Annotated in this window: 23 protein-coding genes; 4 read left to right on the top strand and 19 right to left on the bottom strand. The window is 45.3% G+C overall.

Annotated elements, in window-relative coordinates:
• Window positions 1–150 precede the first annotated feature (150 nt).
• From ACNFVB_RS04145 to ACNFVB_RS04125, 5 genes are all read right to left on the bottom strand, one after another.
• Window positions 151–363 (bottom strand): cold-shock protein, encoded by a 213-nt coding sequence (locus ACNFVB_RS04145; protein WP_071003179.1) that lies wholly within the window; start codon window positions 361–363, stop codon window positions 151–153.
• A 386-nt stretch (window positions 364–749) separates the two neighbouring features.
• Window positions 750–1,178, bottom strand: coding sequence for a hypothetical protein (locus tag ACNFVB_RS04140; RefSeq protein ID WP_075102299.1), 429 nt, complete (start codon window positions 1,176–1,178; stop codon window positions 750–752).
• Window positions 1,179–1,515: 337 nt separating this feature from the next.
• The gene (ilvC, locus tag ACNFVB_RS04135) at window positions 1,516–2,532 is read right to left on the bottom strand and encodes a ketol-acid reductoisomerase (protein WP_105244921.1); all 1,017 of its coding nucleotides are present in this window, start codon (window positions 2,530–2,532) and stop codon (window positions 1,516–1,518) included.
• A gap of 141 nt (window positions 2,533–2,673) precedes the next feature.
• Window positions 2,674–3,171 carry an acetolactate synthase small subunit gene (ilvN, locus tag ACNFVB_RS04130; RefSeq protein ID WP_075102296.1) on the bottom strand — a complete coding sequence of 166 codons (498 nt, stop codon included), beginning with the start codon at window positions 3,169–3,171 and terminating at the stop codon, window positions 2,674–2,676.
• Complete coding sequence (locus ACNFVB_RS04125) at window positions 3,171–4,883, bottom strand: acetolactate synthase 3 large subunit (RefSeq protein ID WP_289000726.1); 1,713 nt, start codon at window positions 4,881–4,883, stop codon at window positions 3,171–3,173. Before ACNFVB_RS04125 ends, ilvN begins: the two co-directional genes overlap by 1 nt.
• A 1,035-nt stretch (window positions 4,884–5,918) precedes the next feature.
• Here ACNFVB_RS04125 and ACNFVB_RS04120 point away from each other — a divergent pair.
• Window positions 5,919–6,425, top strand: a complete 507-nt coding sequence (locus ACNFVB_RS04120) for a DUF4124 domain-containing protein (protein WP_430738179.1) — start codon at window positions 5,919–5,921, stop codon at window positions 6,423–6,425.
• Between the two features lie 140 nt (window positions 6,426–6,565).
• Here ACNFVB_RS04120 and ACNFVB_RS04115 read toward each other — a convergent pair whose 3' ends face one another.
• The gene (locus ACNFVB_RS04115; RefSeq protein WP_430738178.1) at window positions 6,566–8,383 is read right to left on the bottom strand and encodes an NAD(P)H-hydrate dehydratase; all 1,818 of its coding nucleotides are present in this window, start codon (window positions 8,381–8,383) and stop codon (window positions 6,566–6,568) included.
• An 85-nt stretch (window positions 8,384–8,468) separates the two neighbouring features.
• Here ACNFVB_RS04115 and queG point away from each other — a divergent pair, with 85 nt between their 5' ends.
• Window positions 8,469–9,704 carry a tRNA epoxyqueuosine(34) reductase QueG gene (gene queG / locus ACNFVB_RS04110; RefSeq protein ID WP_430738177.1) on the top strand — a complete coding sequence of 412 codons (1,236 nt, stop codon included), beginning with the start codon at window positions 8,469–8,471 and terminating at the stop codon, window positions 9,702–9,704.
• A gap of 222 nt (window positions 9,705–9,926) precedes the next feature.
• Here the strand turns inward: queG and lysM are convergent, their stop codons facing one another.
• The 6 genes from lysM to ACNFVB_RS04080 form a co-directional block, all read right to left on the bottom strand.
• Window positions 9,927–10,436 (bottom strand): peptidoglycan-binding protein LysM, encoded by a 510-nt coding sequence (gene lysM, locus ACNFVB_RS04105; RefSeq protein ID WP_105244917.1) that lies wholly within the window; start codon window positions 10,434–10,436, stop codon window positions 9,927–9,929.
• A 388-nt stretch (window positions 10,437–10,824) separates the two neighbouring features.
• Window positions 10,825–11,061 carry an acyl carrier protein gene (acpP, locus tag ACNFVB_RS04100; RefSeq protein WP_068034635.1) on the bottom strand — a complete coding sequence of 79 codons (237 nt, stop codon included), beginning with the start codon at window positions 11,059–11,061 and terminating at the stop codon, window positions 10,825–10,827.
• 276 nt (window positions 11,062–11,337) lie between these two features.
• Window positions 11,338–12,066: a 3-oxoacyl-ACP reductase FabG gene (gene fabG, locus ACNFVB_RS04095; RefSeq protein ID WP_201584869.1), complete on the bottom strand. Its 729-nt coding sequence runs from the start codon at window positions 12,064–12,066 to the stop codon at window positions 11,338–11,340.
• The gene (gene fabD / locus ACNFVB_RS04090; RefSeq protein WP_198336806.1) at window positions 12,063–13,031 is read right to left on the bottom strand and encodes an ACP S-malonyltransferase; all 969 of its coding nucleotides are present in this window, start codon (window positions 13,029–13,031) and stop codon (window positions 12,063–12,065) included. The genes fabG and fabD overlap by 4 nt, the downstream gene beginning before the upstream one ends.
• 422 nt (window positions 13,032–13,453) lie before the next feature.
• Window positions 13,454–13,636, bottom strand: a complete 183-nt coding sequence (gene rpmF, locus ACNFVB_RS04085) for a 50S ribosomal protein L32 (protein WP_010196743.1) — start codon at window positions 13,634–13,636, stop codon at window positions 13,454–13,456.
• Window positions 13,637–13,955: 319 nt separating this feature from the next.
• Window positions 13,956–14,549, bottom strand: a complete 594-nt coding sequence (locus ACNFVB_RS04080; RefSeq protein WP_430738176.1) for a YceD family protein — start codon at window positions 14,547–14,549, stop codon at window positions 13,956–13,958.
• 207 nt (window positions 14,550–14,756) lie between these two features.
• Here ACNFVB_RS04080 and ACNFVB_RS04075 point away from each other — a divergent pair, with 207 nt between their 5' ends.
• Together ACNFVB_RS04075 and ACNFVB_RS04070 are read left to right on the top strand one after the other, a co-directional pair.
• Window positions 14,757–15,473, top strand: a complete 717-nt coding sequence (locus ACNFVB_RS04075) for an elongation factor P hydroxylase (protein WP_430738175.1) — start codon at window positions 14,757–14,759, stop codon at window positions 15,471–15,473.
• A gap of 395 nt (window positions 15,474–15,868) precedes the next feature.
• Entirely contained in the window at window positions 15,869–16,489 is a 621-nt protein-coding gene (locus ACNFVB_RS04070; RefSeq protein ID WP_192994626.1) for an L-threonylcarbamoyladenylate synthase, read from the top strand.
• 81 nt (window positions 16,490–16,570) lie between these two features.
• On the opposite strand, the gene rplQ is transcribed toward ACNFVB_RS04070, so the two are convergent.
• The 7 genes from rplQ to secY all read right to left on the bottom strand — a co-directional run bounded on the left by rplQ (window position 16,571) and on the right by secY (window position 21,227).
• Complete coding sequence (gene rplQ / locus ACNFVB_RS04065; RefSeq protein ID WP_075102287.1) at window positions 16,571–16,930, bottom strand: 50S ribosomal protein L17; 360 nt, start codon at window positions 16,928–16,930, stop codon at window positions 16,571–16,573.
• A gap of 19 nt (window positions 16,931–16,949) precedes the next feature.
• Window positions 16,950–17,957 carry a DNA-directed RNA polymerase subunit alpha gene (locus ACNFVB_RS04060; RefSeq protein ID WP_075102286.1) on the bottom strand — a complete coding sequence of 336 codons (1,008 nt, stop codon included), beginning with the start codon at window positions 17,955–17,957 and terminating at the stop codon, window positions 16,950–16,952.
• An 81-nt stretch (window positions 17,958–18,038) separates the two neighbouring features.
• The gene (rpsD, locus tag ACNFVB_RS04055) at window positions 18,039–18,680 is read right to left on the bottom strand and encodes a 30S ribosomal protein S4 (protein ID WP_430738174.1); all 642 of its coding nucleotides are present in this window, start codon (window positions 18,678–18,680) and stop codon (window positions 18,039–18,041) included.
• Window positions 18,681–18,728: 48 nt separating this feature from the next.
• Window positions 18,729–19,118, bottom strand: a complete 390-nt coding sequence (gene rpsK / locus ACNFVB_RS04050; RefSeq protein ID WP_058368279.1) for a 30S ribosomal protein S11 — start codon at window positions 19,116–19,118, stop codon at window positions 18,729–18,731.
• 20 nt (window positions 19,119–19,138) lie between these two features.
• Window positions 19,139–19,495 carry a 30S ribosomal protein S13 gene (gene rpsM / locus ACNFVB_RS04045; protein WP_198336876.1) on the bottom strand — a complete coding sequence of 119 codons (357 nt, stop codon included), beginning with the start codon at window positions 19,493–19,495 and terminating at the stop codon, window positions 19,139–19,141.
• A gap of 251 nt (window positions 19,496–19,746) precedes the next feature.
• Window positions 19,747–19,863: a 50S ribosomal protein L36 gene (rpmJ, locus tag ACNFVB_RS04040; RefSeq protein ID WP_010196721.1), complete on the bottom strand. Its 117-nt coding sequence runs from the start codon at window positions 19,861–19,863 to the stop codon at window positions 19,747–19,749.
• Window positions 19,864–19,895: 32 nt separating this feature from the next.
• Window positions 19,896–21,227, bottom strand: a complete 1,332-nt coding sequence (secY, locus tag ACNFVB_RS04035) for a preprotein translocase subunit SecY (protein ID WP_178377954.1) — start codon at window positions 21,225–21,227, stop codon at window positions 19,896–19,898.
• Window positions 21,228–21,235: the final 8 nt, after the last annotated feature.

The raw sequence follows: 21,235 nt of genomic DNA, 5'->3' as shown, positions 1-21,235 counted from the left end.
CCCACAAAAAAAGCAACCTGATAAGAGGTTGCTTTTTTTTAAAGTCTAAACAGTATTTTTATTGTTTTTATAAACAAAAAGTATATGCATATCATCACTCTCACTGTCATCGAGCGTACTGAACATCAGTGTGCCCAAACAGCAAAGAGATTATAGTGCTTCGATTTGCTCAGCTTGTGGACCTTTTTTGCCCTCACCTAAGATGAACGACACTTTTTGGCCTTCGGCTAGAGTTTTGAAACCGCTACCTTGGATAGCGCTGTAGTGAGCGAATACGTCTTGTCCGCCGTTGTCTTGAGCGATAAAACCAAAACCTTTAGCTTCATTAAACCACTTTACAGTGCCTTCAACTTTATCTGACATAAATTTTCCTAACTCTTTAACTGTTGGCGAGACTGGTGTCGTCACCGATTAATTGATATATACCCAAATGACTTTTGTTGCAACGGACTGGCAAAAACCACCAAGCCCCTGTTAAATAAAGCAAAGTTATTGCTTTAAATCCTTTGGGTACAAGCCGATTATAACAGCTTTTCCTAACGGCAACAGCTTAAATTGATGATTTTTGTAAATAGTTATGAGGAATAAAAACCAATGATCATCGGCAGTACTGATACAACATAATCATTTGATAACAAAGAAGTTATCAATAATAACATCAACTGCTTTCGTTACGATTGACGTTACTTTTACTTGGCCATCCTTTTATTCTTCTAATCATCTTTCTAACGAGATGACTACATAGCCCCCTAACCCTGCGATATCGGGAGCCATGGCGCACTTAGTACCAATAGACAAAGCGCAAAAAATATCAATGAAAACGACTGGCTATAAGCGATGTATTTGGCCGGAACCACCAGATCCTGCGGTGAGTCTGGAATGCCCTTACGTTTGAGCAGGCGTGTGCCATAGACCCAGCCAAAGGTGGTATAGATACCATAGGCCGCTGGGACGGTAATGGCCAGTGGCGTTAGGTCTATGGCATAGAGCATGACGACAGAGACAAAAAACCACGATGTATCCAATAATGAGCTGATCTGAAAAAACTTTGATTTGGGCAGTTTGCCGTCTGTTTTTTTGAGCATCTCCCCTTCTATCCAAATCAAGACTGCTACCACAGCGCTCAGAGTAATGTAAACGAATTGCGGCGTTAGCCAGTCAGGATAAGATATTTGCACAACAGACAACCTGTATTCTAGAAAAAAGAAGCACTTTGCGACAATAAGACAAAGACAAAAAAACACAATACTGATGGCGGCAACCATCAATAAAAAATGCGCGGCAGCTAACTGCTATACGCACCGATTATCATCACTATTAGCCACCATAATTAAGACCGTAATGCCTGCCTATATTGGGCAGCGTTTTTTGTTTTTCAACCCATATCATGTATTCTTAGCCCATACCCACCTACAAAAAACCCATGCTATCTATTGATAACATGGGTTTGTCTCACGCCGCCAGTCTAAAGATAGCGCATATGGCTACTTATAAGCGTAGGCTTAGTGCTTTGGTTTAGTTTTTGTCTTTATCGATGATCTTGTTGCCACCGATCCATGGCATCATAGCGCGCAATTTGGCACCAGTGATTTCGATCTGATGCTCAGCGTTGTTACGGCGACGGGCAGTCATTGATGGGTAGTTGGTCGCGCCTTCAGAGATAAACATCTTCGCGTACTCACCAGACTGGATGCGTTTTAGGGCATTGCGCATGGCTTCACGTGATTGCTCGTTGATGACCTCTGTACCAGTGACGTATTCGCCGTATTCAGCGTTGTTACTGATTGAGTAGTTCATGTCAGCGATACCGCCTTCATACATGAGGTCGACGATAAGCTTTAGCTCATGTAAGCACTCAAAATAGGCCATTTCTGGCGCGTAACCTGCTTCAGTTAGCGTCTCAAAGCCCATTTTGACCAGCTCTACTGCGCCGCCACAAAGCACTGCTTGCTCACCGAATAGATCGGTTTCTGTCTCATCTTTAAACGTCGTCTCGATGATACCCGAGCGGCCACCGCCCACGCCTGCTGCATAAGATAGCGCCAACTGCTTGGCTTGACCAGATGCGTCTTGGTAAACTGCGATAAGATCAGGGATACCGCCGCCTTTGGTGAACTCAGAACGTACTGTGTGACCTGGCGCTTTTGGTGCGACCATGATGACATCAAGATCACCGCGCGGCACTACTTGGTTGTAATGAATGGCAAAACCGTGCGCGAAAGCTAAGGTAGCGCCCTCTTTGATGTTGGGTTCGATTACTTCATTATAAAGCTCTTTTTGGAACTCATCAGGCGTCAAAATCATGACAACGTCGGCCGCTTTTACCGCTTCTTCGACTTCAGCGACTTTTAGACCAGCATTTTCAGCTTTTTTCCATGAGCCCGAGTTGGCACGTAGACCCACGGTGACATCGACGTCTGAGTCTTGTAGGTTCAGCGCGTGGGCGTGACCTTGTGAGCCGTAGCCAATGATGGCCACTTTTTTGCCTTGGATAATCGATAGATCACAATCTTTATCATAATAAACGTTCATAAATAGAGTCCTTTTCCTCAATCATGGCGTGCCATGGATAGTAAGCGCTCCTACTTCAACCATTCTCATAGAGTGTGGGCTAAGATGAGCGCGCTGTTGATAATAAACTACATTGTTCACAGTATTAGTCACTACTGCCGACTAAAGACTTAGGGTTTTTTCTCCACGTGCGATACCGATGACGCCTGAGCGAACCACTTCCATAATACGCTCGCGGCCAATCACATCGATAAAGCCGTCGAGCTTGGCTTTATCACCGACGATTTGGATGGTATATAGATTGGATGTCACATCCACGATTTGTGCGCGGAAGATATCAGCACTACGCTTAATTTCCTCGCGTACGCTGCCAGTCGCGCGCACTTTGATCAGCATCAGCTCACGCTCGACATGGACATTATCCGTCAGATTCAGTACCTTAACCACTTCGATTAATTTATGCAATTGTTTCGTGATTTGCTCGATTCGCTCAGGTGAGGTAATGGTCGTCACGGTCAGACGCGAGATACTTGGGTCATCAGTGGGCGCGACGTTTAGCGTCTCGATGTTATAGCCACGCTGGGAAAACAAGCCGACCAACCGCGACAACGAACCCGCTTCGTTTTCCATCAATACCGAAATCAGATGTTGTTGTTGCATTAGGTGCGCTCCCCTTTTGTTAACCACATATCACGCATGGATTGACCCGCGATTTGCATTGGATATACATGCTCATGACGATCGACATAAACATCGATAAATACCAGTCTGTCTTTGATTGCCATGGCTTCGGCCAGCTGAGCCTCCATTGTCGCAGGATCGGTGATTTTGATACCGACGTGACCATAGCTCTCTGCCAACTTCACAAAATCTGGTAGTGAATTCATGTAAGACTGTGCGTGACGGCCTTCATACAACATGTCTTGCCACTGCTTAACCATACCCAGCTGAGCATTGTTTAGGTTTAATATTTTGACAGGTAGATTGTATTGCAAGCAAGTCGATAGCTCTTGGATATTCATCTGAATAGAGCCTTCACCAGTGATGCACACCACATCGCGCTCAGGCCTTGCAAGCTTGGCCGCCATTGCATAAGGCAGTCCTACACCCATGGTGCCAAGACCACCTGAGTTTAGCCATTGGCGCGGCTCATCATAGGTATAATACAAAGCGGCAAACATCTGATGCTGACCGACATCACTGGTGATAATGGCTTTGCCATCTGTCACTTTGCACAGTGCTTGGACGACGCTTTGCGGCTTGATACCTTCATCGGTACTGGTATCGTAGCGCAAGCCATGACGCGTACGCCACTCGTTGATTTGCGACCACCAATCTTGCAAGGCGTGCTGCTCAAGCTCTTTGTCATCACCAATGATACCTAGCATATCTGTCAAGACCGCCTTGACATCCCCGACGATTGGAATATGGGCATTGATCGTCTTAGAAATGGAAGCCGGATCGATATCGATATGGATAATCGTCGCATTTGGACAGAATTTTTTGACGTTATTAGTCACGCGGTCATCGAAGCGTGCGCCAATTGCCAAGATGACATCCGCGTGGTGCATGGTCATGTTGGCCTCATAAGTGCCATGCATACCTAGCATACCTAAGAACTGACGATCGGAGCCTGGGAAGGTGCCAAGCCCCATCAAGGTATTGGTCACAGGTAAGTTTAAACGATGAGCAAGATCGGTCAGCTCTGCGTGGGCCTTACTCCAAATCACGCCGCCGCCAGCATAGACGACAGGGCGCTGCGCTGATAAGAGGGTCTCAACCGCTTTTTTGATTTGACCGCTATGGCCTTTTTGTGATGGCTGATACGAGCGCAAGAATACCTCAGCAGGATACTCGTAAGCGTACTTTTCACTAGGAGCCGTCATGTCTTTTGGCACATCGATAACCACAGGACCTGGGCGTCCAGACTGGGCGATATAAAAGGCTTTTTTGACGACCATCGGGATTTCGCTGGCATGGCGCACCTGAAAGCTGTGCTTGACGATAGGGCGTGATACCCCAACCATATCTGTTTCTTGGAAAGCGTCTTCACCAATCAAGCTGCTTGGCACCTGACCTGAAATCACCACCATCGGAACTGAATCCATAAAGGCGGTTGCGATGGCCGTCACCGTGTTGGTCGCACCAGGGCCTGAGGTAGCGAGCACCACCCCTGTCTTGCCTGTCACGCGTGAATAGGCATCTGCCATATGACCTGCGGCCTGCTCATGACGTACCAAAATATGCTCAATGGCGTCTTGTTGAAACAAAGCATCATAAATATGAAGTACCGCGCCACCTGGGTAACCAAAAATATAGTCAACCCCTTCATCGGTCAGCGATTGCACCAACATCTCAGCACCAGATAGCATCACTGGCTGCGCACTACCCTCAGCAAGACGTTGCTGTTTTTCTTCGAAGTTTTTTGCGGCATTACCCGTCTGGGTATGTCCGGTCATATTCGGACTTTGCGTGGTTTGCGTCACTGTCATCACCTTTTTTTGCGGCGAGAATTTGCGGTGTTTTATAATAAAAACCATTACCGACTGGTGTGATTTTTAGCACCATAAAACAAGCGCCAACTCTTATCCATATCAAGAATGTGTGCCCACCATACGTAAGTCATACTGTTTGGACACAGTATCAGACTCAAATACAGCAAGGTGTTGAGGTCAGTTTGTGACAGGAAGTTATCGATGTACGATGACAAGATGCGAGCGCATCTATAAAAGAATCTTATTATTGAAGGGGATTACCAAGCAGCTGTTCTCAAAACCTTTGTTTTAAAAACCGTTGTTTTCAAAACTTAGCATCTGTCAGACTAACGGATGCAAAGGCGTTGACACAATATACATAAATCATCATAAACAAATCAGATAGCACTCATGGTTAGTGGCGGATAACAAGGTCGTTAAGCCCTATAACCGACTATTGATTTCGTATTATCATTACATATCAAGCCGTTTTTGAGACAAACGTAAGCATGACACTTAGTAGGGTTCAAATAACAAGTTTATCTTAGTCATTGTAGACAGATAAGTCCGGAGACAATGTATTTTGTGATTTGTGGTGGTGTTCCTGACCACCCTTACAACACACATCATCACAAAGAAGACAAAACCGTGCAAGCTACCGATAAGCAACCTGTGGTCCTTGTCCTCAAGTGCCACGGCAATATCATAAAAGCCGCTCACTGACCAATCAACTGTCCTTATATTCGATGGTTTATCAGCTATTGTCAAGAAAAACTTATATCCCCTATCCCTAACTATTGGTTATTAAATAATATACATTGATAAGAATTATTTGATAGAATCAAACCTCGGTACATTTTTAGTACCATCCAAATACTAAAATGTTATATTTATACCAATATTTTTATTTTGCCGCTTAAGAGGAACTCTGCTATGGCATATGCGTTTTCACAATATACTGCTACCAAACTCCTTGTCAGTGCGAGTATGGCAGGTATGCTAATGCTGTCGATGAGCGCCAGTCATGCTATTCAAGTGTATAAGTCTATCGGCGCGCATGGTGAGGTAAAATATAGCCAACATGCACCGCAAAATGGCAAAAATGTCGAGTTAATTGAGTTTCGCAGCGATGGACGGCAAAACAACCCAGGAGAAATGGCGGGCAAAACAGATGCCAGTCAAAGTAGCAATGCTCAGACCGCCGAGCAGCAACGCGTGGCACAGCTAGAGGCTCGCATCAAAGAGCAAGAAGCACAAGCCAATGCACAGCGTTGTCAATCACTACGTAATAACTTGACCAACCTCAATGTCGGTGGCCGTATCTATGAAATGGATGCCAATGGCAAACGTCAATATTTAGATGGCCGAGAGATTGAGCTAAAACGTGAACGGGTGCAGCAAGCAATCGATCAATATTGTGGTAACTCTGCAGCCTTGTAAACTGACGCTCTGGGCATTGCGGTTCGCCGCTTATGCCAGTGGATTGGGGCGTGCCTTCAGCTCTCTTCCATTTAGATGACTATCGACTCAATTGAGGACACGCCCTACCTATAGCGTTATCGGTCTTACTGTTGGTCTTACTACCAGCTGTCATCACTGACGGTAAGTTCCTGCATGACATGACGAATGGCCGCCGGCATATCTTGCGCCTGTAGCCCTCGTTGACCAATCAACAACGCCGTTTTATCGGTTTGGTTGATCAACATATCGCCTGCCATACCGTGTAGAAGCACTGCTTGCTGTAGACCGCGCGACTCTCTTATCAAGTCCTTTTGCGCCAGCAGTCCAGCGGTCAGACCAGATAGGACATCGCCCATGCCTGCTGTCGCCATGCCTGCATTGCCTGTCGCACAGACATAAATCTGTGCCTGCTGCTCTCTTTGCTCTAGCACCAATGACCCTGCCCCCTTTAATACCCAGTCACCGCCATAATCTGTCGCACACTGTCTAATAGCAGCCAATCTGTCGCTCTCTACTTGACTGACTTCCATACCTAATAGTTTTGCGGCTTCACCACTGTGCGGTGTCAGGCAGACTGAGTGATGGGCGCTATGCTGTTGCAAGGCGGCGATAAGCGGGTGATGCTCTTTATGCAAATCCGCCAGATGGTACAAACCATCAGCGTCGATGACGATTGGTTTTTTTTCTGTAATGGCAGCTTTTAGATAGCAGACAAATAATTTTTTGGCCTTATCATCACGTCCCAAGCCCATACCGATAGCGATGACGCTGGCTCCCTTAAGCAATTGCCTTACCCCATCAGCATCATGTAGGTTTATCGTCATGGCATCAGGCAATGAGGTCAGCAAGGCTGCATGAAAAGCTTCATGACATGCCACAGTGATCTTACCTGCTCCCGTTGCCATGGCACTAGAAGCTGATAGTATCGCCGCACCGCCCATCCCTTGCGAGCCATTCACACGGTTGCCACCGATAATGAGCACATGGCCATAGCTGCCTTTATAGCTGTTTTGCTGGCGAGGGGTTAGAGCGTACGCACTTGTGATCAGCTTTGCTACCGGTTTAAGATCATCCTCCTCCAGCGCATAAGGTATCAGCGCGATGTCGACGACTTGACCACTATAATCCATACCGTCTTTGGTATGCAGACCAAACTTACGCGCCACCAAGCACAGAGTCATATCTGCCTGTATCGCGGCACCAGCAAACACCTCACCTGTCGCCGCGACCAAACCACTAGGAATGTCCACCGCAATCACAAACGGCTTATAGCATTTGGCTAATTGGTTAAATCGATAAATAGCGCTTTGGTAGATGCCTGCTGGCGCACGGTCCAACCCAATGCCAAAGATTGCATCGATATAGACATCAGCATCCGCTGCATAACCACTCGCTTGCCATGTACTCGCATCAGCATCGATATCAGGGCTAGCGTCCCACTCAGCGCACATCTCTTCAAAGCGCTGATAACGACACCCCTTTGCCAATGCTATTTGTTTTGCGCTTTCGGCATCAGAGATAGATGTCGCACTATTTATATCAGTATCCTGTATTTTAGAGCTATCTGTCTCAAGATCGTCTTTACCAAAACCAACTGTCACGACCTGTACCTGCCAGCCCATGCGCTGTAGATAATGCGCAAGGAGCCAGCCATCACCGCCATTATTGCCCTTACCTACCCAAATACTTGCCCGCTGCTGATACCTATGACGACGGGCAGGTGTACCGTTAATAGAGGCCGTTGCGCATTTTTGTTCATGTGCCTTTTGTATATACTGAGCCATCTGCCACGCTGCTTGCTGCATAAGCCCAAAGCTATCATGCCCTTGTGCAAACCAAGCCTGCTCCATGGCATAGACCTGCTCACTGTTATACAGTGCCGTGGTCTCATTGGGCATTATTGATGCTAATGCTGATAAATGACAATCCGGTTTCATATTTGCTCCTTTATTCATTTTTATGCTTGCACTCCATACTCACTGCCTTATCATAGCGATACTTCTTTGATTTTTATTATTCTTTATGTCTACTCTCTCAAAATCCGACTTACCTGACACCTCTAACGGCCAGACAGCGGCTGCGACGCCTGCTCACCTGTCACAGGTACCCAACAAAAAAATCGACGTCAAAAGTGACTCACCATTCACAAGTGCTGAGGATGTCAAGCGGTGGATTAAGTCTCAAGCACAGGCGTTGGGGTTTGGGGACTGTGGTTTTCTCTCCGTGCATCATCCGTTATTTGCTCAGCAGATGACGCAGCTACAGCAATGGCTGGCAAAAGGCTATGAAGGACAGCTGCAATTTATGCACAACAATCACCATTTGCGCGCTCACCCCGATCAACTGGTAGAAGGTGCCAAAACCATCATCAGTGTGCGCATGGATTATTTGACGCAGACGCCTACGCCGCGGACGGTCGCTGATAACGATTTTCCAAATCAAGGCATCATAGCGCGTTATGCACGAGGGCGCGACTATCATAAAACCATGCGCAGTCGTCTAAAGCAATTGGCATTACAAATCGAAGCCATGCTTCCTGAGTGGCAACACCTGGATATCGGCTCGGCGCAAGAGTTTGTTTTTCGGCCATTTAGTGACTCAGCCCCCATCTTTGAGCGGCCAATCGCAGATGCCGCTGGTCTTGGATGGACAGGCAAACATACTTTGCTGCTCAACAAACAAGCAGGCTCTTTTTTTGTACTAGGAGAGCTGTTCATCAGTCTCGAGCTACCAGACGACGCTCCTGTCAAGTCACATTGCGGCAGTTGTAGCGCTTGTATCGATGTCTGCCCCACTCAGGCCATTGTCGCGCCTTATGAACTAAACGCCTCTGCTTGTATCTCTTATTTGACCATCGAACATGATGGTATCATCGATGAAAAATATCGCCGCGCCATTGGCAATCGCGTCTTTGGCTGTGATGATTGCCAGCTCATCTGTCCGTGGAACCGTTATGCCAATATCACAACTGTCGAAGACTTTGCACCGCGGCACAGTCTTGACAACAGCAGTTTGCTTGAGCTATGGCAATGGCAAGAAGCGGATTTTATGCAAAAAACTCAAGGCAGCCCGCTTAGACGCACAGGCTACGTTAATTTTTTACGCAATATCGCGATTGCACTTGGCAATGCCAACGGCAGTCAAGAGGTCATTACCCAGTTGCAGGCTAAGCTGCAGACCCATAACACCATGCTAGACGAGCATATTCATTGGGCAATCGCTGAACAACAACAAAAGCTCAGCGATACTGATGCTTAATATCCTGTCTCATCACAGCTGCTTATGGTTAGTCACTTCTTATGGCGAGTCGCTGATTAGTCGAATAGCTTTGACCAGTCATGTCGACAACCTCTCACCCAAGAAAAAGCGCCTCTTATATAAGAGACGCTTTTTTTATATAAGAGATGCTTTTTTGCCAATGAGCAATTTTTTTAATACAATAATCTCAGGCTTATCTGCCTATTGTATTAAGCTATCACGTTAAGGTTTTGGAATACGTAAGACTTGACCTGGGTAGATTTTATCTGGGTCAGATAACATGGGCTTATTGGCCTCAAAAATCTTCATATAATCCCCAGATGAGCCATACACCTCTTTGGCAATCTTCGATAAGCTATCGCCAGATTTTACCGTATACATGGTTGATTCTGGAGCATCTTCTTCGATATCAATATTATCGATGACTTTTGCTACATTTTGCACGTTACCGATGGCGATAATGGCTTTTTCGCGGTCTGCTTGTGTCTTGGCATTACCGCTGATTTCTGCAGTATCTGTCGTACCATTGTATTTGATCTTTAGATTGCTGATATTCAGATTTTGCTGCTGAATACGGCGAAGCAAAATATTGGCTACTGACTGGGCAGAAGGCTCAGTGCTCTGTACTGGGGTGTTGGCATCTGCTTTGGTCTCTGATTTGGCGTCATGTTTGGCATCATCACGGTTAAAGATTTTTTCGCCGATGTCTTTTGCAAAACTAAAAATACCCATCTAACTACTCCTTGAACTATTGTTATTTGTTATGCATCGTTATTGTTGTAGATAATGTCTCACTATCAGTGATGTCAGTCATCTTCCTCGTATATAAGCGTTAATACGATGACTTCATATGCAATTAATTCATACACAGCATCAAGCCATATACAACGATGTCTGCATCATGTAGACATTTTGAGTATAACAAAAACGCTTCATTTAAATAGTAAGAGTATGTTGAGTAATGTTAATTTCATAAAGTATATGTTAATACTTTGAGATTGTTAAACACTCAAATGTACCATTGAAGTCCATATATGAAATGCGACAAGCACAAAAAAACCGCCAACCCATAGGGCAAGCGGCTTTTTAGACTGGCTGAGCCAATCAGATGACTACAGCATTATAGCTGGGCTTGTACGTAATCGATTGCTTTTTGAACCGTCGTCAACTCTGCAGAGTCTTCGTCAGGGATAGTGATACCAAAATCACTTTCAAATGACATTACCAATTCAACCAAATCTAGTGAATCTGCACCTAGATCTTCCATGAATGAGGCGTCGTTGTTGATGTCTTCAACGTTCATACCCAATTGCTCAGCCACAGCTGATTTAACTCTTAGCTCGGTATCGTTGCTCATGTAGATTGCTCCTTTATCATCTATTATTTTTAATAAACTGCTATAGCGTGCAGTCTACACTCTATAGCAGGGTATATAAAATGGGATTTGCCAGATCAGCGACATCGCCGTCTGAGTACTCTATGACACCTGATACAGTCTGTCTAATGTCTACTAAAGTCCTGTCATGATACAGTGCTTTGACATAAAAGTGTCCGTCATTATAACACCCTTTATTATAGTTTACACTCGTTCACACAGTTTTTTATTATTTCTATGTAACACTTGTGCGTCACTTTACATATACATCCCGCCATTGACTGGAATGACCGCGCCAGTTATATAGCTGGCCTCATCGCTGGCTAGGAAGTGTACAGCAGCAGCGATATCTTCTGGCTGACCCAAACGGCTGATAGGGACAGCGTCTAGCATCGAGTTTAGCAAGCGTTCGTCCAATTCGTCCGTCATGTCCGTTTCGATCAGACCTGGTGCGACGCAGTTGATGGTCACCTGTCTTGAGCCAATCTCGCGCGCCAGCGTCCGACTAAAGCCTTCGACGCCCGCTTTGGTAGCAGCATAGTTGGACTGACCTGCATTACCCATCTGCGCCACCACAGAGGTGATATTGATGATGCGTCCACGGCGTGCTTTCATCATGCCGCGTACCGCACGTTTGCTCATACGATAAACTGAGGTTAAGTTGGTATCGACGACGTTTTCCCAATCCTCGTCTTTCATACGCATTAGCAACCCATCTTGGGTGATACCTGCATTGTTGACCAATACTTGTACGGCACCGTAGACGCTTTCAATCTCTTCAAATAACTTTTCGATTTGCGCGGTATCACGGACATCTAATACGCGGCCGATACCACCGCTATCGTGTAGATACTCATCAATCAGCTCAGCGCCCTTTTCAGTGGTCGCCGTGCCAATCACAAAGTGTCCTTCTTTTGCAAACCGCTTGGCAACGGCTTTACCGATACCGCGACTGGCACCAGTGACTAGGGTAATTGTGCGGCTCATGATAACACCTCCATTAACTTATCTAGACGGGCAGGCTTATCTGTAGGATAGCTGGTAATCGGCTGTGCTTGGCGCTTGGCCAAGTTGCTGAGCACGTTGCCACTGCCGCATTCGATTAATACATTGATTTGTTTATCAGCCAGCTCTTGCATGGTCTGTGACCACAAGACCGGTTGGCTTAGTTGCTCAGTCAGTGCTTGTTTGATGCCAGCGGCACTGGTTTCAACGCGCGCATGGCGATTTTGAATCACAGGAATGGTGGCTTGATCAAACTTGATACCTGCCAATATCTCGGCTAGGGCGTCGCTTGCAGGCGCCATCAATGCGCAGTGAGACGGTACACTGACCTTCAAAGGTATGGATTTTTTGCCCGTATTTTGTACTTTATCGATAACGGCATTCACGCCAGCTGCGTTGCCCGAAATGACCACTTGCCCTGGACTGTTAAAGTTAGCAGCGCCCACGATGGCATCATCGACATGCTCGGTCGCTTGCTCACAGAGGTTTTCGACTCGGTGATCCTCTAACCCCAACACAGCTGCCATAGCGGTATCTACACCGACCACAGCCTCTTGCATCAACTGGCCGCGTTTATGCACCAAGGTGACGGCATCGGCAAGTGAGATCACTTCAGCGGCGCAAAGGGCGCTGTACTCACCTAACGAGTGACCTGCTAGGTAGCAAGGCGCCGTGGTGATTTTTTGTTGTAAGATACGCCAAATTGCCATACTTGCTGTCAGTAGAGCAGGCTGCGTATATTGGGTTTGATTGAGCTTTTCTTCGTCTTGACAGATTGCCCATAAGTCCTCGCCAAGCGCGTCGCTGGCTTCGGTAAAGGTTTCACGAATCTCTGGGTAGATGTCAGCAAGCTCGCTAGTCATCCCGACTACTTGCGATCCTTGTCCAGGAAAAATCACCGCCATACGAATCGGCTGCTTTTTTACCATATCAGGTACAGAGGCCATAACCAATATTCCTTATTTAATTGGAAATATCCCTAAATCAATGGGGGTTATTATATTCTTAAATACTGTATAAAGCCGTTGATTTGACGTTTGGTCTAAAAAACGGAACATTCGTAAACTATACACTGACACACGCTATTATCATAGTAGGTGGTGCAGCAAAGCTGAGCAAGACCCTAACTTAATGGATGGTAGCTGCATCGGTGCTTGTCTACAAAAGAGAGTAACATCATACGCTTTTTAGACAAAAAGTCTAAAAAAACGATAGCAAAAAGCCAAGTTATCCAGCCACATAATTTATGATAGCGAAATAACTTGGCTTTTTTTGGCTTAAAGCGAATTGCTTCATAACAGCAACACAAAAATAATGATAGTCACCTGTACTATCATTATTTTGTATTGACCATTATAGAACCAACGACTTAAGCGTCTTGACTGACCTTAAATAACTGACGGCCACGGTAGAAACCATCTTTGGTCATGTGATGACGACGATGTTTTTCACCAGTGGTAGCATCTACGCTTAGCTCAGCCACTTCCATACGATGGTGTGAACGGCGCATGTCACGACGAGAACGGCTTTTACGACTTTTTTGAACAGCCATGATATAGCTCCTATACTTAAAGGGATAAGCTTAAAATTCAGCTTTAGTCGATACTGACAGAGGCTATATAATCACAACAACCTAAGTCTTAAGCATCATTGGTTAAATAGATTGCCACCTACATAAAGTGCTGACTACGTCTAAAATCGATAGAAAATTTGCCCAGTCAGCCTCTATCAGCAAGCAACTTGTTGCTAGAATGCAATAAACCGGACATTATACGCATGTTTGATGGATTAATAAAGCCCTGCCTTTCACTCTTTGATAGAAAGCGGATAAAAGGCATCATAATCTGCCATAGGCTCATCTGCCACCGCGGTTATAGTTTGCCTTTGAGCGATGCCAATGCTGCAAAAGGATTTTCGTTTTCTTCTTCCTCTGGAATCTCACCAAACTGCTCAACACTCATTTCACAATCATCGTGCTTAGGGGCCATGGGTGTTTTGAGCAATATCTCATCTTCTACCAGCTTTTTTAATGGCAGCAAGTTTTCTGGTGATTGCTCAGGAATGATTTCATCAAGTAATAAATAATCTTGCTCTTCATCGACCAAGCTTATTTGGCTGTCATCATCCAACAACGCGATGTCATAATCATCAGACAAATCAATGGCAATTGGCTGCAAACAGCGCTGACAGGTGAGCCAGACATCGCCCGGCAAGGTAAAGGCGAGATGCAGCACATTATTATGACGGTATAATTGAGTATTTAGCTGTATTATTTGTTGCTCATGCTCTGTAGTCAATATGGCAGCCAAACGCTCAAAACTGCGTGGCTCCACCTCTCCTGCCCACTCAAACCCACTGTCGGCCCATTTATCTAACGAGATATTTTCAGGCATAACGCTTGATACGGACGCTTTTTTATGGTCAGTGTTATTTGCTGACGGCTTATTTTCTAAAGTGTTTGACATGCGCGGCCTCATTCATCAAAACGGTGTATAATATTGCCTGCCATACTAACGGAAAGCACCGAGGGGTGCCAGCGCTAGTATGTTACTATTTTTTGATACCGGTTTTTGATACCGGCTATATTTACCGCATTACCGCTTCACTCTGCCGCTTGGCCTTCGCTCACAAGGTCTTTTGTCTTTATTCTCTATTTGCTCTGTATCCGATCTATGACTTGTTTTACCCATTCAATGGATTTTTCTACCCTCCAGCCCCGTATTCATGCGCCGATATTACGTCAGCGTCTGAGCCGCTTAATATCCTCTAGCCGCCCAGATAATGCGCCATCATCAACCATGACAAACGCGCACCTATCAATCTGGCAAGAGGGCTGGCAAAAAATATCTACTACAAAGGTAGACAGTGGCCAGCAGCCTTCAGTAGCAGATAGTGAACAAGCGGTGACTGATTGGCTGATTGACTTGTTTAATACAGTGTTTGCGCATCAAAAGGTTGTATTGGTTCGTGGTCAGGGTGAGCCAGAATACTTTCCTGCCACAGACACTCTACCAGCGAGAATTGAGTTCGCGCATGGGTTCTTTGCCAGCGCCCTGCACGAGCTGAGCCATTGGTGCATCGCTGGTAAGGCTCGTCGGCAGTTGGCAGACTTTGGTTATTGGTATGCCCCAGATGGCCGTAGTGAAGCGCAGCAGCAAGCGTTTGAGCGCGTAGAGATCAAACCGCAAGCCCTAGAGTGTTTATTCACCTTAGCATGCGGGCGTGTGTTTCGAGTGTCACAAGACAACTTGTTTGCGGACTTCGATACCAGCGGTAGCACCTTTGCACTCGACGTATATCAGCAAACTGAGGACTATATTGCCCGCCCTCATACTCTACCACGCGATGCTAAAATCTTATTGCATACTTTTTTGTGCGTGTGCAATTAATTTATAATTCATCTTAAATAAAACGGACACATAGTATATGTGCTCTGTGCTGCTGGTATTTATCTCACGCAGCATCGTCTATAAAGTCACCATAAGCGCGGCTAAAATAAAGCAGGCGCTTTTGATATCATCATAAACCGTTAACGATTTTCTACGCATCGTAACGCCCTGCCACTAAACTTATATTTGCCTTGCGTTATACTAAACAAGTAAAGCGCCTTTATAAGGTATGGGTTTGAGACAAGTATTAATAGGCATAAGGGTTACTCTGTGCTTGTCTCTATCACTCCATATCACACCCCGCGTCAGCAGTCATTGACCCGTAGTATGACTCACAATAAGGCGATGTAGTACCGATCATCGATACTGTTATAATTATAAAATAAGGAACGATTATGCAAGTTTTTTATATTCATCCCGACAATCCGCAACCTCGTCTGATCGCTCAAGCAGCCGAGCTACTGCGCAAAGATCAACTAATCATCTACCCTACCGATACCAGCTACGCTTTTGGGTGCCGTTTGGGCGCAAAAGAGGCCTTAGACAAACTTAAGCAAATCCGCGCACTGGATGACAAACACCAATTTACTTTACTTTGTCGCGATTTAAGCGAGATTGCCACCTATGCGACCGTAGACAATGCTCAGTATAAACAACTAAAAGCGCATACCCCAGCCCCAATTACTTTTATCCTAAATGCGACAAAAGATGTCCCCAAAAAACTGGCGCACCCTAAGAAAAAAACCATTGGTATCCGAGTACCAAGCAATCCTATCGCTCAAGCATTATTAGAAGCCATGGATGAACCAATTTTGACCAGCTCATTGATACTGCCTGAGCGTGATGACATTCTTGATGATCCCTTTGAAATCGAGGAGTTATTAAGCAATCAAATTGATGGTTTGATCAATGCCGGTATCAAGACCACCAAGCTGACGACCATTGTAGATATGACTGGTGGGATGCCTGAAATCATCAGACAAGGTGCAGCCGATGTTGATTCATTATTATTGTAATCAGCGACAAACTCGAAACACAAAAAAAAAGGCTCCAATTCAATTGGAGCCTTTTTTATAAATTATATCGTCAATACAAAATTAGTCGCGATCAACCAATTCTACATAAGCCATTGGCGCGTTGTCACCGTCACGATGACCACATTTTACGATACGTAAATAGCCACCTGGACGCGTTTGGTAACGAGGACCTAACGTGCCAAATAGCTTACCGACCATAGCTTTACTACGCATACGGCTAAATGCCAAACGGCGATTAGCAACGCTGTCTTCTTTAGCCAAAGTGATCAATGGCTCAGCAACGCGGCGCAATTCTTTAGCTTTTGGCAAAGTAGTTTTGATCAGTTCATGCTCAAACAATGAGTTGGTCATGTTCTGAAACATTGCCTTACGATGACTGCCGGTACGACCCAGCTTGACTCCACTCTTACGATGGCGCATAGTCAAAAATCCTTAAAGTTTAACGGCTACGATAAGAAAAGCGATCATCGACACGAAGGTCAGCTGGCGGCCAGTTGTCTAGGCGCATACCGAGCTCTAAATCTTTAGACGCTAGTACGTCTTTGATTTCGGTCAATGATTTCTTACCAAGATTTGGGGTTTTTAGTAGTTCAGTCTCTGAACGCTGTACCAAATCACCGATATAGTAAATGTTTTCAGCTTTCAAGCAGTTGGCTGAGCGAACCGTTAGTTCAAGATCGTCCACAGGGCGTAATAGCACCGGATCGACCTCTTCTTTTTCTTTCACAGGCTCAGGCGCTTCTTCAGCTTCTAGGTCAACAAAGATAGAAATCTGTTGTTGTAAAATAGTGGCTGCTTTACGAATTGCTTCTTCTGGATCTATAGTGCCATTAGTTTCAAGCTCAACGATAAGACGATCAAGATCAGTACGCTGCTCTACGCGAGCGTTCTCAACCTGATAAGCAACACGTAGCACAGGACTAAAGCTTGCATCAAGCTTTAAACGTCCGATTGCTTTGGTGTCACCATCTTCACGGCGCTGGTTTGCTGGCTCATATCCACGACCCATTACTACGCGCAAACGCATCTTAAGATGACCACGGTCACTCAATGTACCCAACACCAAATCTGGATTGATGATATCGACATTATGCGGTAGCGTGATGTCTGCAGCAGTAATAGTGCCTGGACCTTGTTTATCCAAGGTCAAAAATACTTCATTTTGGTCATGAAGGGTAATCGCCAAGCCTTTTAGGTTCAAAAGCAAGTCAAGTACGTCTTCTTGTAGTCCTTCAAGCGTTGAGTACTCATGGTCAACACCATCAATCTCAGCTTCAATGACTGCAGCACCAGGTAATGAAGATAACAAGATGCGACGCAGAGCATTCCCGAGGGTATGCCCAAAGCCGCGTTCTAACGGTTCGAGCGTGACTTTCGCAATCGTTTCATTCACCGTATCCACATTAATGGCGTTCGGCGTTAGAAACTCAGTTGCATTTAGCATCATGATGTCACCTCGATTTATTAAACTGGTTTAATTAACGTTCATTGCTCAGCGCCATGATTATGACATTGAGCGGTACGTCATTTACTTAGAGTATAGCTCAACGATCAAGCTTTCGTTGATATCAGCAGGTAGATCAATACGATCAGGCGCTTGTTTAAACTTGCCATGTAGTTTGCTGTGATCAACATCTAGCCATTCTGGAATGCCACGCTGAGTCGCTAGTTCGATAGCGTTTTTGATACGTAGCTGTTCGCGAGACTTCTCGTGGATAGCGATGACATCACCATCTTGCAACTGAATTGATGGAATGTTCACACGAACAAACTCATCACGGCCAGCTTTTTTTACCATAACAGCGCGGTGGCTGACTAGCTGACGTGCTTCGGCGCGAGTTGAGCCAAAGCCCATGCGATATACTACGTTGTCTAAACGGCTCTCAAGCATGGCTAGTAGGTTCTCACCAGTAGCACCACGCTTACGCGCCGCTTCTTTATAGTAGTTCGCAAACTGACGCTCTAGTACACCGTAGATACGCTTAACTTTTTGTTTTTCACGTAACTGCAAAGAGTACTCTGAGCTTTTGTTACGGCTCACACCATGTTGACCAGGTGGACGAGCAGCTTTCTTTGTTTTTACGTCATATGGCTTAACACCAGACTTAAGGCCTAAGTCTGTGCCTTCACGACGTGATAATTTGAGTTTTGGTCCAATATAACGGGCCATTGTTATGTCTCCTATAAGCTCTTATGATAAAAAGCTTCGTCTTTAATATTAGACGCGGCGCTTTTTCGGCGCACGGCAACCATTGTGTGGGATTGGGGTTACATCAGAAATGCTGTTTACTTTATAACCCAATGCACCTAGTGCTCTTACCGCAGACTCACGACCCGGTCCTGGTCCTTTGACCAAAACATCGATATTCTTAACACCATATTCTTGAGCGGCTTTACCAGCAACTTCAGCTGCAACCTGAGCTGCAAATGGTGTAGATTTACGTGAACCACGGAAGCCTTGTCCACCTGAAGTGGCCCAAGCCAGTGCATTACCTTGACGATCGGTAATCGTAACAATGGTGTTATTAAAAGACGCATGGATATGGGCAACGCCCTCCGATACTGAACGACGAGTCACTTTTTTGCGACTACGAGTGTCTTTAGCCATCTTTTAGCTTCCTAAGTTAATTATCTTTTGAGAGGGCGTGTCGGACCCTTGCGAGTACGAGCGTTGTTTTTGGTGTTTTGACCACGAACAGGTAGGTTACGGCGATGGCGGATGCCACGGTAACAGCCTAGATCAACCAAACGCTTGATATTCATAGACACTTCACGACGAAGATCACCTTCAGTCATGTATTCTGCAACTTGTGCACGGATAGCATCTAACTGTGTATCATCTAACTGACTGACTTTAGTAGTAGGAGCGATGCCAACTGCGTCTAAAATTTTCTGAGCAGTGGTACGACCGATACCAAAGATGTAAGTTAGTGAAATAACAGCATGCTTATTATCCGGAATGTTTACGCCGGCAATACGAGCCATTGATTTCTCTCCATTAAAGAAAAATAAGCGTTATTTATCAATAAGGCTGTATTTTTCAGATTTGTTGCTGTCAATACGAAAGCTTTTATAATGACTATCGCTGCTTTGACTCATCAACAAGCCTATTCATCGACAGTATTATAAAAGTTTTGCATAAACTACGGCAAGTGGCGGATGATATCGCATCCGCCGTTATTTTTCAAGTATTAATTGATATAGTAACAAAACCGAGGGTTTGTTGCTACTAGATATTAACCTTGACGTTGCTTGTGGCGAGGTTCTGCTGTACAGATAATATGTACACGGCCTTTACGGCGCACAACTTTACAGCTACCACAAATCTTTTTAACTGATGCTTGAACTTTCATAGCATGCTCCTTTGAGATATCGTACCGCTCATTTAAGGTTGAGTGGGCGATTGAATTAACGTCTGATCATGATATTGATGGGTCATCAAATGCGCTTGAATTTGCGAGATGAAGTCCATTACCACAACCACCATAATCAGCAAAGACGTACCACCAAGCTGGAAAGGTACACCAAACGATGACTGGACGACCATTGGCATTAAACAAATAACCGTCATATACATCGCGCCAATAAAGGTCAGTCGGTTTAATACATGATCGAGGTAACGCTGAGTTTGTTGTCCGGGGCGAATACCTGGGATATACGCACCACTACGTTTAAGGTTTTCTGCTACTTCACGCGGGCTAAAGACCAATGCTGTATAAAAATAACAGAAGAAAATAATCATTGCGCCAAACAGTACTAAATATAGCGGTTGTCCTGGCGACAGTACCAATGCCATATTTTGTAATATTTTTTGTGTAAAAGTAGGATCTGTTGATTGACCGACCCACTGCCCTAAACTGGCTGGAAACAACAATAAAGAGCTGGCAAAAATGGCGGGAATAACCCCTGCCATGTTTAATTTCAGCGGCAGATGTGACTGCTGCTGAGCATAAATCTTGCGCCCTTGCTGCTGTTTCTGTGCATAATTGACAGGGACACGGCGCTGGGCACGTTCAATATAAACGATACCAGCGGTCACCGCGATGCCTAGTAACACAAAAATAAACAGTACAATCAAATTCATCTGACCTTGATTGACCTGCTCGATAGACTGCGAAATCATACCTGGCGTACCGGCTACAATACTGGCAAAAATCAGCATTGAGATACCGTTACCGACACCGCGCTCTGTAATCTGCTCACCAAGCCACATCAAGAACATAGCACCTGCTACCAGCGAAGTAACCGCTGGAATATAAAAGGTCAGGCCGGTAGATAAAGTAAGATTTTGGCTGATTAAGCCAGCACACATTCCTAATGACTGTACTAGAGCCAAAGCAAGCGTTCCTTGACGGGTATACTTGTTTAGCTTGCGTCGTCCTGCTTCACCTTCCTTTTTGAGGGCTTCAAGCGATGGTAATACTGCAGACATCATCTGTACAATAATCGATGCCGAAATATATGGCATAATGCCAAGTGCCATGATCGACATACGCTCTAGCGCACCACCTGAAAACATATTGAACATGCTCAAAATGGTGTTTTCGTTGCGCGAAAACAGATCAGCCAAGTTGACCGGATTGATACCCGGTACTGGAATATGCGACCCTAAACGATAAACAATCAATGCGCCGATTAAGAATAATAAACGCGTCCATAGCTCATCATACTTGCGTATGAAGGCAAATGGATTGAGCGGTATACCACTTGAGGTCATTGATTGTT

It is taken from the genome of Psychrobacter sp. VH5 (assembly GCF_050572635.1).
Lineage (GTDB): Bacteria > Pseudomonadota > Gammaproteobacteria > Pseudomonadales > Moraxellaceae > Psychrobacter > Psychrobacter celer.
The sequence above is the reverse complement of the archived record's forward strand: the minus strand, read 5'-3'. Positions and strand labels throughout refer to the sequence as shown.

Excerpts from the sequence above, each read along its gene's own strand:
- acpP (WP_068034635.1), bottom strand. The coding sequence starts at position 11,061 with ATGAGCAACGATACCGAGCTAAGAGTTAAATCAGCTGTGGCTGAGCAA.
- lysM (WP_105244917.1), bottom strand. The coding sequence starts at position 10,436 with ATGGGTATTTTTAGTTTTGCAAAAGACATCGGCGAAAAAATCTTTAAC.
- fabD (WP_198336806.1), bottom strand. The coding sequence starts at position 13,031 with ATGGCCTCTGTACCTGATATGGTAAAAAAGCAGCCGATTCGTATGGCG.
- rpsK (WP_058368279.1), bottom strand. The coding sequence starts at position 19,118 with ATGGCTAAAGACACTCGTAGTCGCAAAAAAGTGACTCGTCGTTCAGTA.
- ACNFVB_RS04145 (WP_071003179.1), bottom strand. The coding sequence starts at position 363 with ATGTCAGATAAAGTTGAAGGCACTGTAAAGTGGTTTAATGAAGCTAAA.
- rplQ (WP_075102287.1), bottom strand. The coding sequence starts at position 16,930 with ATGCGCCATCGTAAGAGTGGAGTCAAGCTGGGTCGTACCGGCAGTCAT.
- ACNFVB_RS04060 (WP_075102286.1), bottom strand. The coding sequence starts at position 17,957 with ATGATGCTAAATGCAACTGAGTTTCTAACGCCGAACGCCATTAATGTG.
- fabG (WP_201584869.1), bottom strand. The coding sequence starts at position 12,066 with ATGAGCCGCACAATTACCCTAGTCACTGGTGCCAGTCGCGGTATCGGT.
- ACNFVB_RS04080 (WP_430738176.1), bottom strand. The coding sequence starts at position 14,549 with ATGTCAAACACTTTAGAAAATAAGCCGTCAGCAAATAACACTGACCAT.
- queG (WP_430738177.1), top strand. The coding sequence starts at position 8,469 with ATGTCTACTCTCTCAAAATCCGACTTACCTGACACCTCTAACGGCCAG.
- ilvN (WP_075102296.1), bottom strand. The coding sequence starts at position 3,171 with ATGCAACAACAACATCTGATTTCGGTATTGATGGAAAACGAAGCGGGT.
- rpmJ (WP_010196721.1), bottom strand. The coding sequence starts at position 19,863 with ATGAAAGTTCAAGCATCAGTTAAAAAGATTTGTGGTAGCTGTAAAGTT.
- secY (WP_178377954.1), bottom strand. The coding sequence starts at position 21,227 with ATGACCTCAAGTGGTATACCGCTCAATCCATTTGCCTTCATACGCAAG.
- ACNFVB_RS04125 (WP_289000726.1), bottom strand. The coding sequence starts at position 4,883 with ATGCTATCTGGTGCTGAGATGTTGGTGCAATCGCTGACCGATGAAGGG.
- rpsM (WP_198336876.1), bottom strand. The coding sequence starts at position 19,495 with ATGGCTCGTATTGCCGGCGTAAACATTCCGGATAATAAGCATGCTGTT.
- rpsD (WP_430738174.1), bottom strand. The coding sequence starts at position 18,680 with ATGGCCCGTTATATTGGACCAAAACTCAAATTATCACGTCGTGAAGGC.
- ilvC (WP_105244921.1), bottom strand. The coding sequence starts at position 2,532 with ATGAACGTTTATTATGATAAAGATTGTGATCTATCGATTATCCAAGGC.
- rpmF (WP_010196743.1), bottom strand. The coding sequence starts at position 13,636 with ATGGCTGTTCAAAAAAGTCGTAAAAGCCGTTCTCGTCGTGACATGCGC.
- ACNFVB_RS04070 (WP_192994626.1), top strand. The coding sequence starts at position 15,869 with ATGCAAGTTTTTTATATTCATCCCGACAATCCGCAACCTCGTCTGATC.
- ACNFVB_RS04075 (WP_430738175.1), top strand. The coding sequence starts at position 14,757 with ATGACTTGTTTTACCCATTCAATGGATTTTTCTACCCTCCAGCCCCGT.
- ACNFVB_RS04120 (WP_430738179.1), top strand. The coding sequence starts at position 5,919 with ATGGCATATGCGTTTTCACAATATACTGCTACCAAACTCCTTGTCAGT.
- ACNFVB_RS04115 (WP_430738178.1), bottom strand. The coding sequence starts at position 8,383 with ATGAAACCGGATTGTCATTTATCAGCATTAGCATCAATAATGCCCAAT.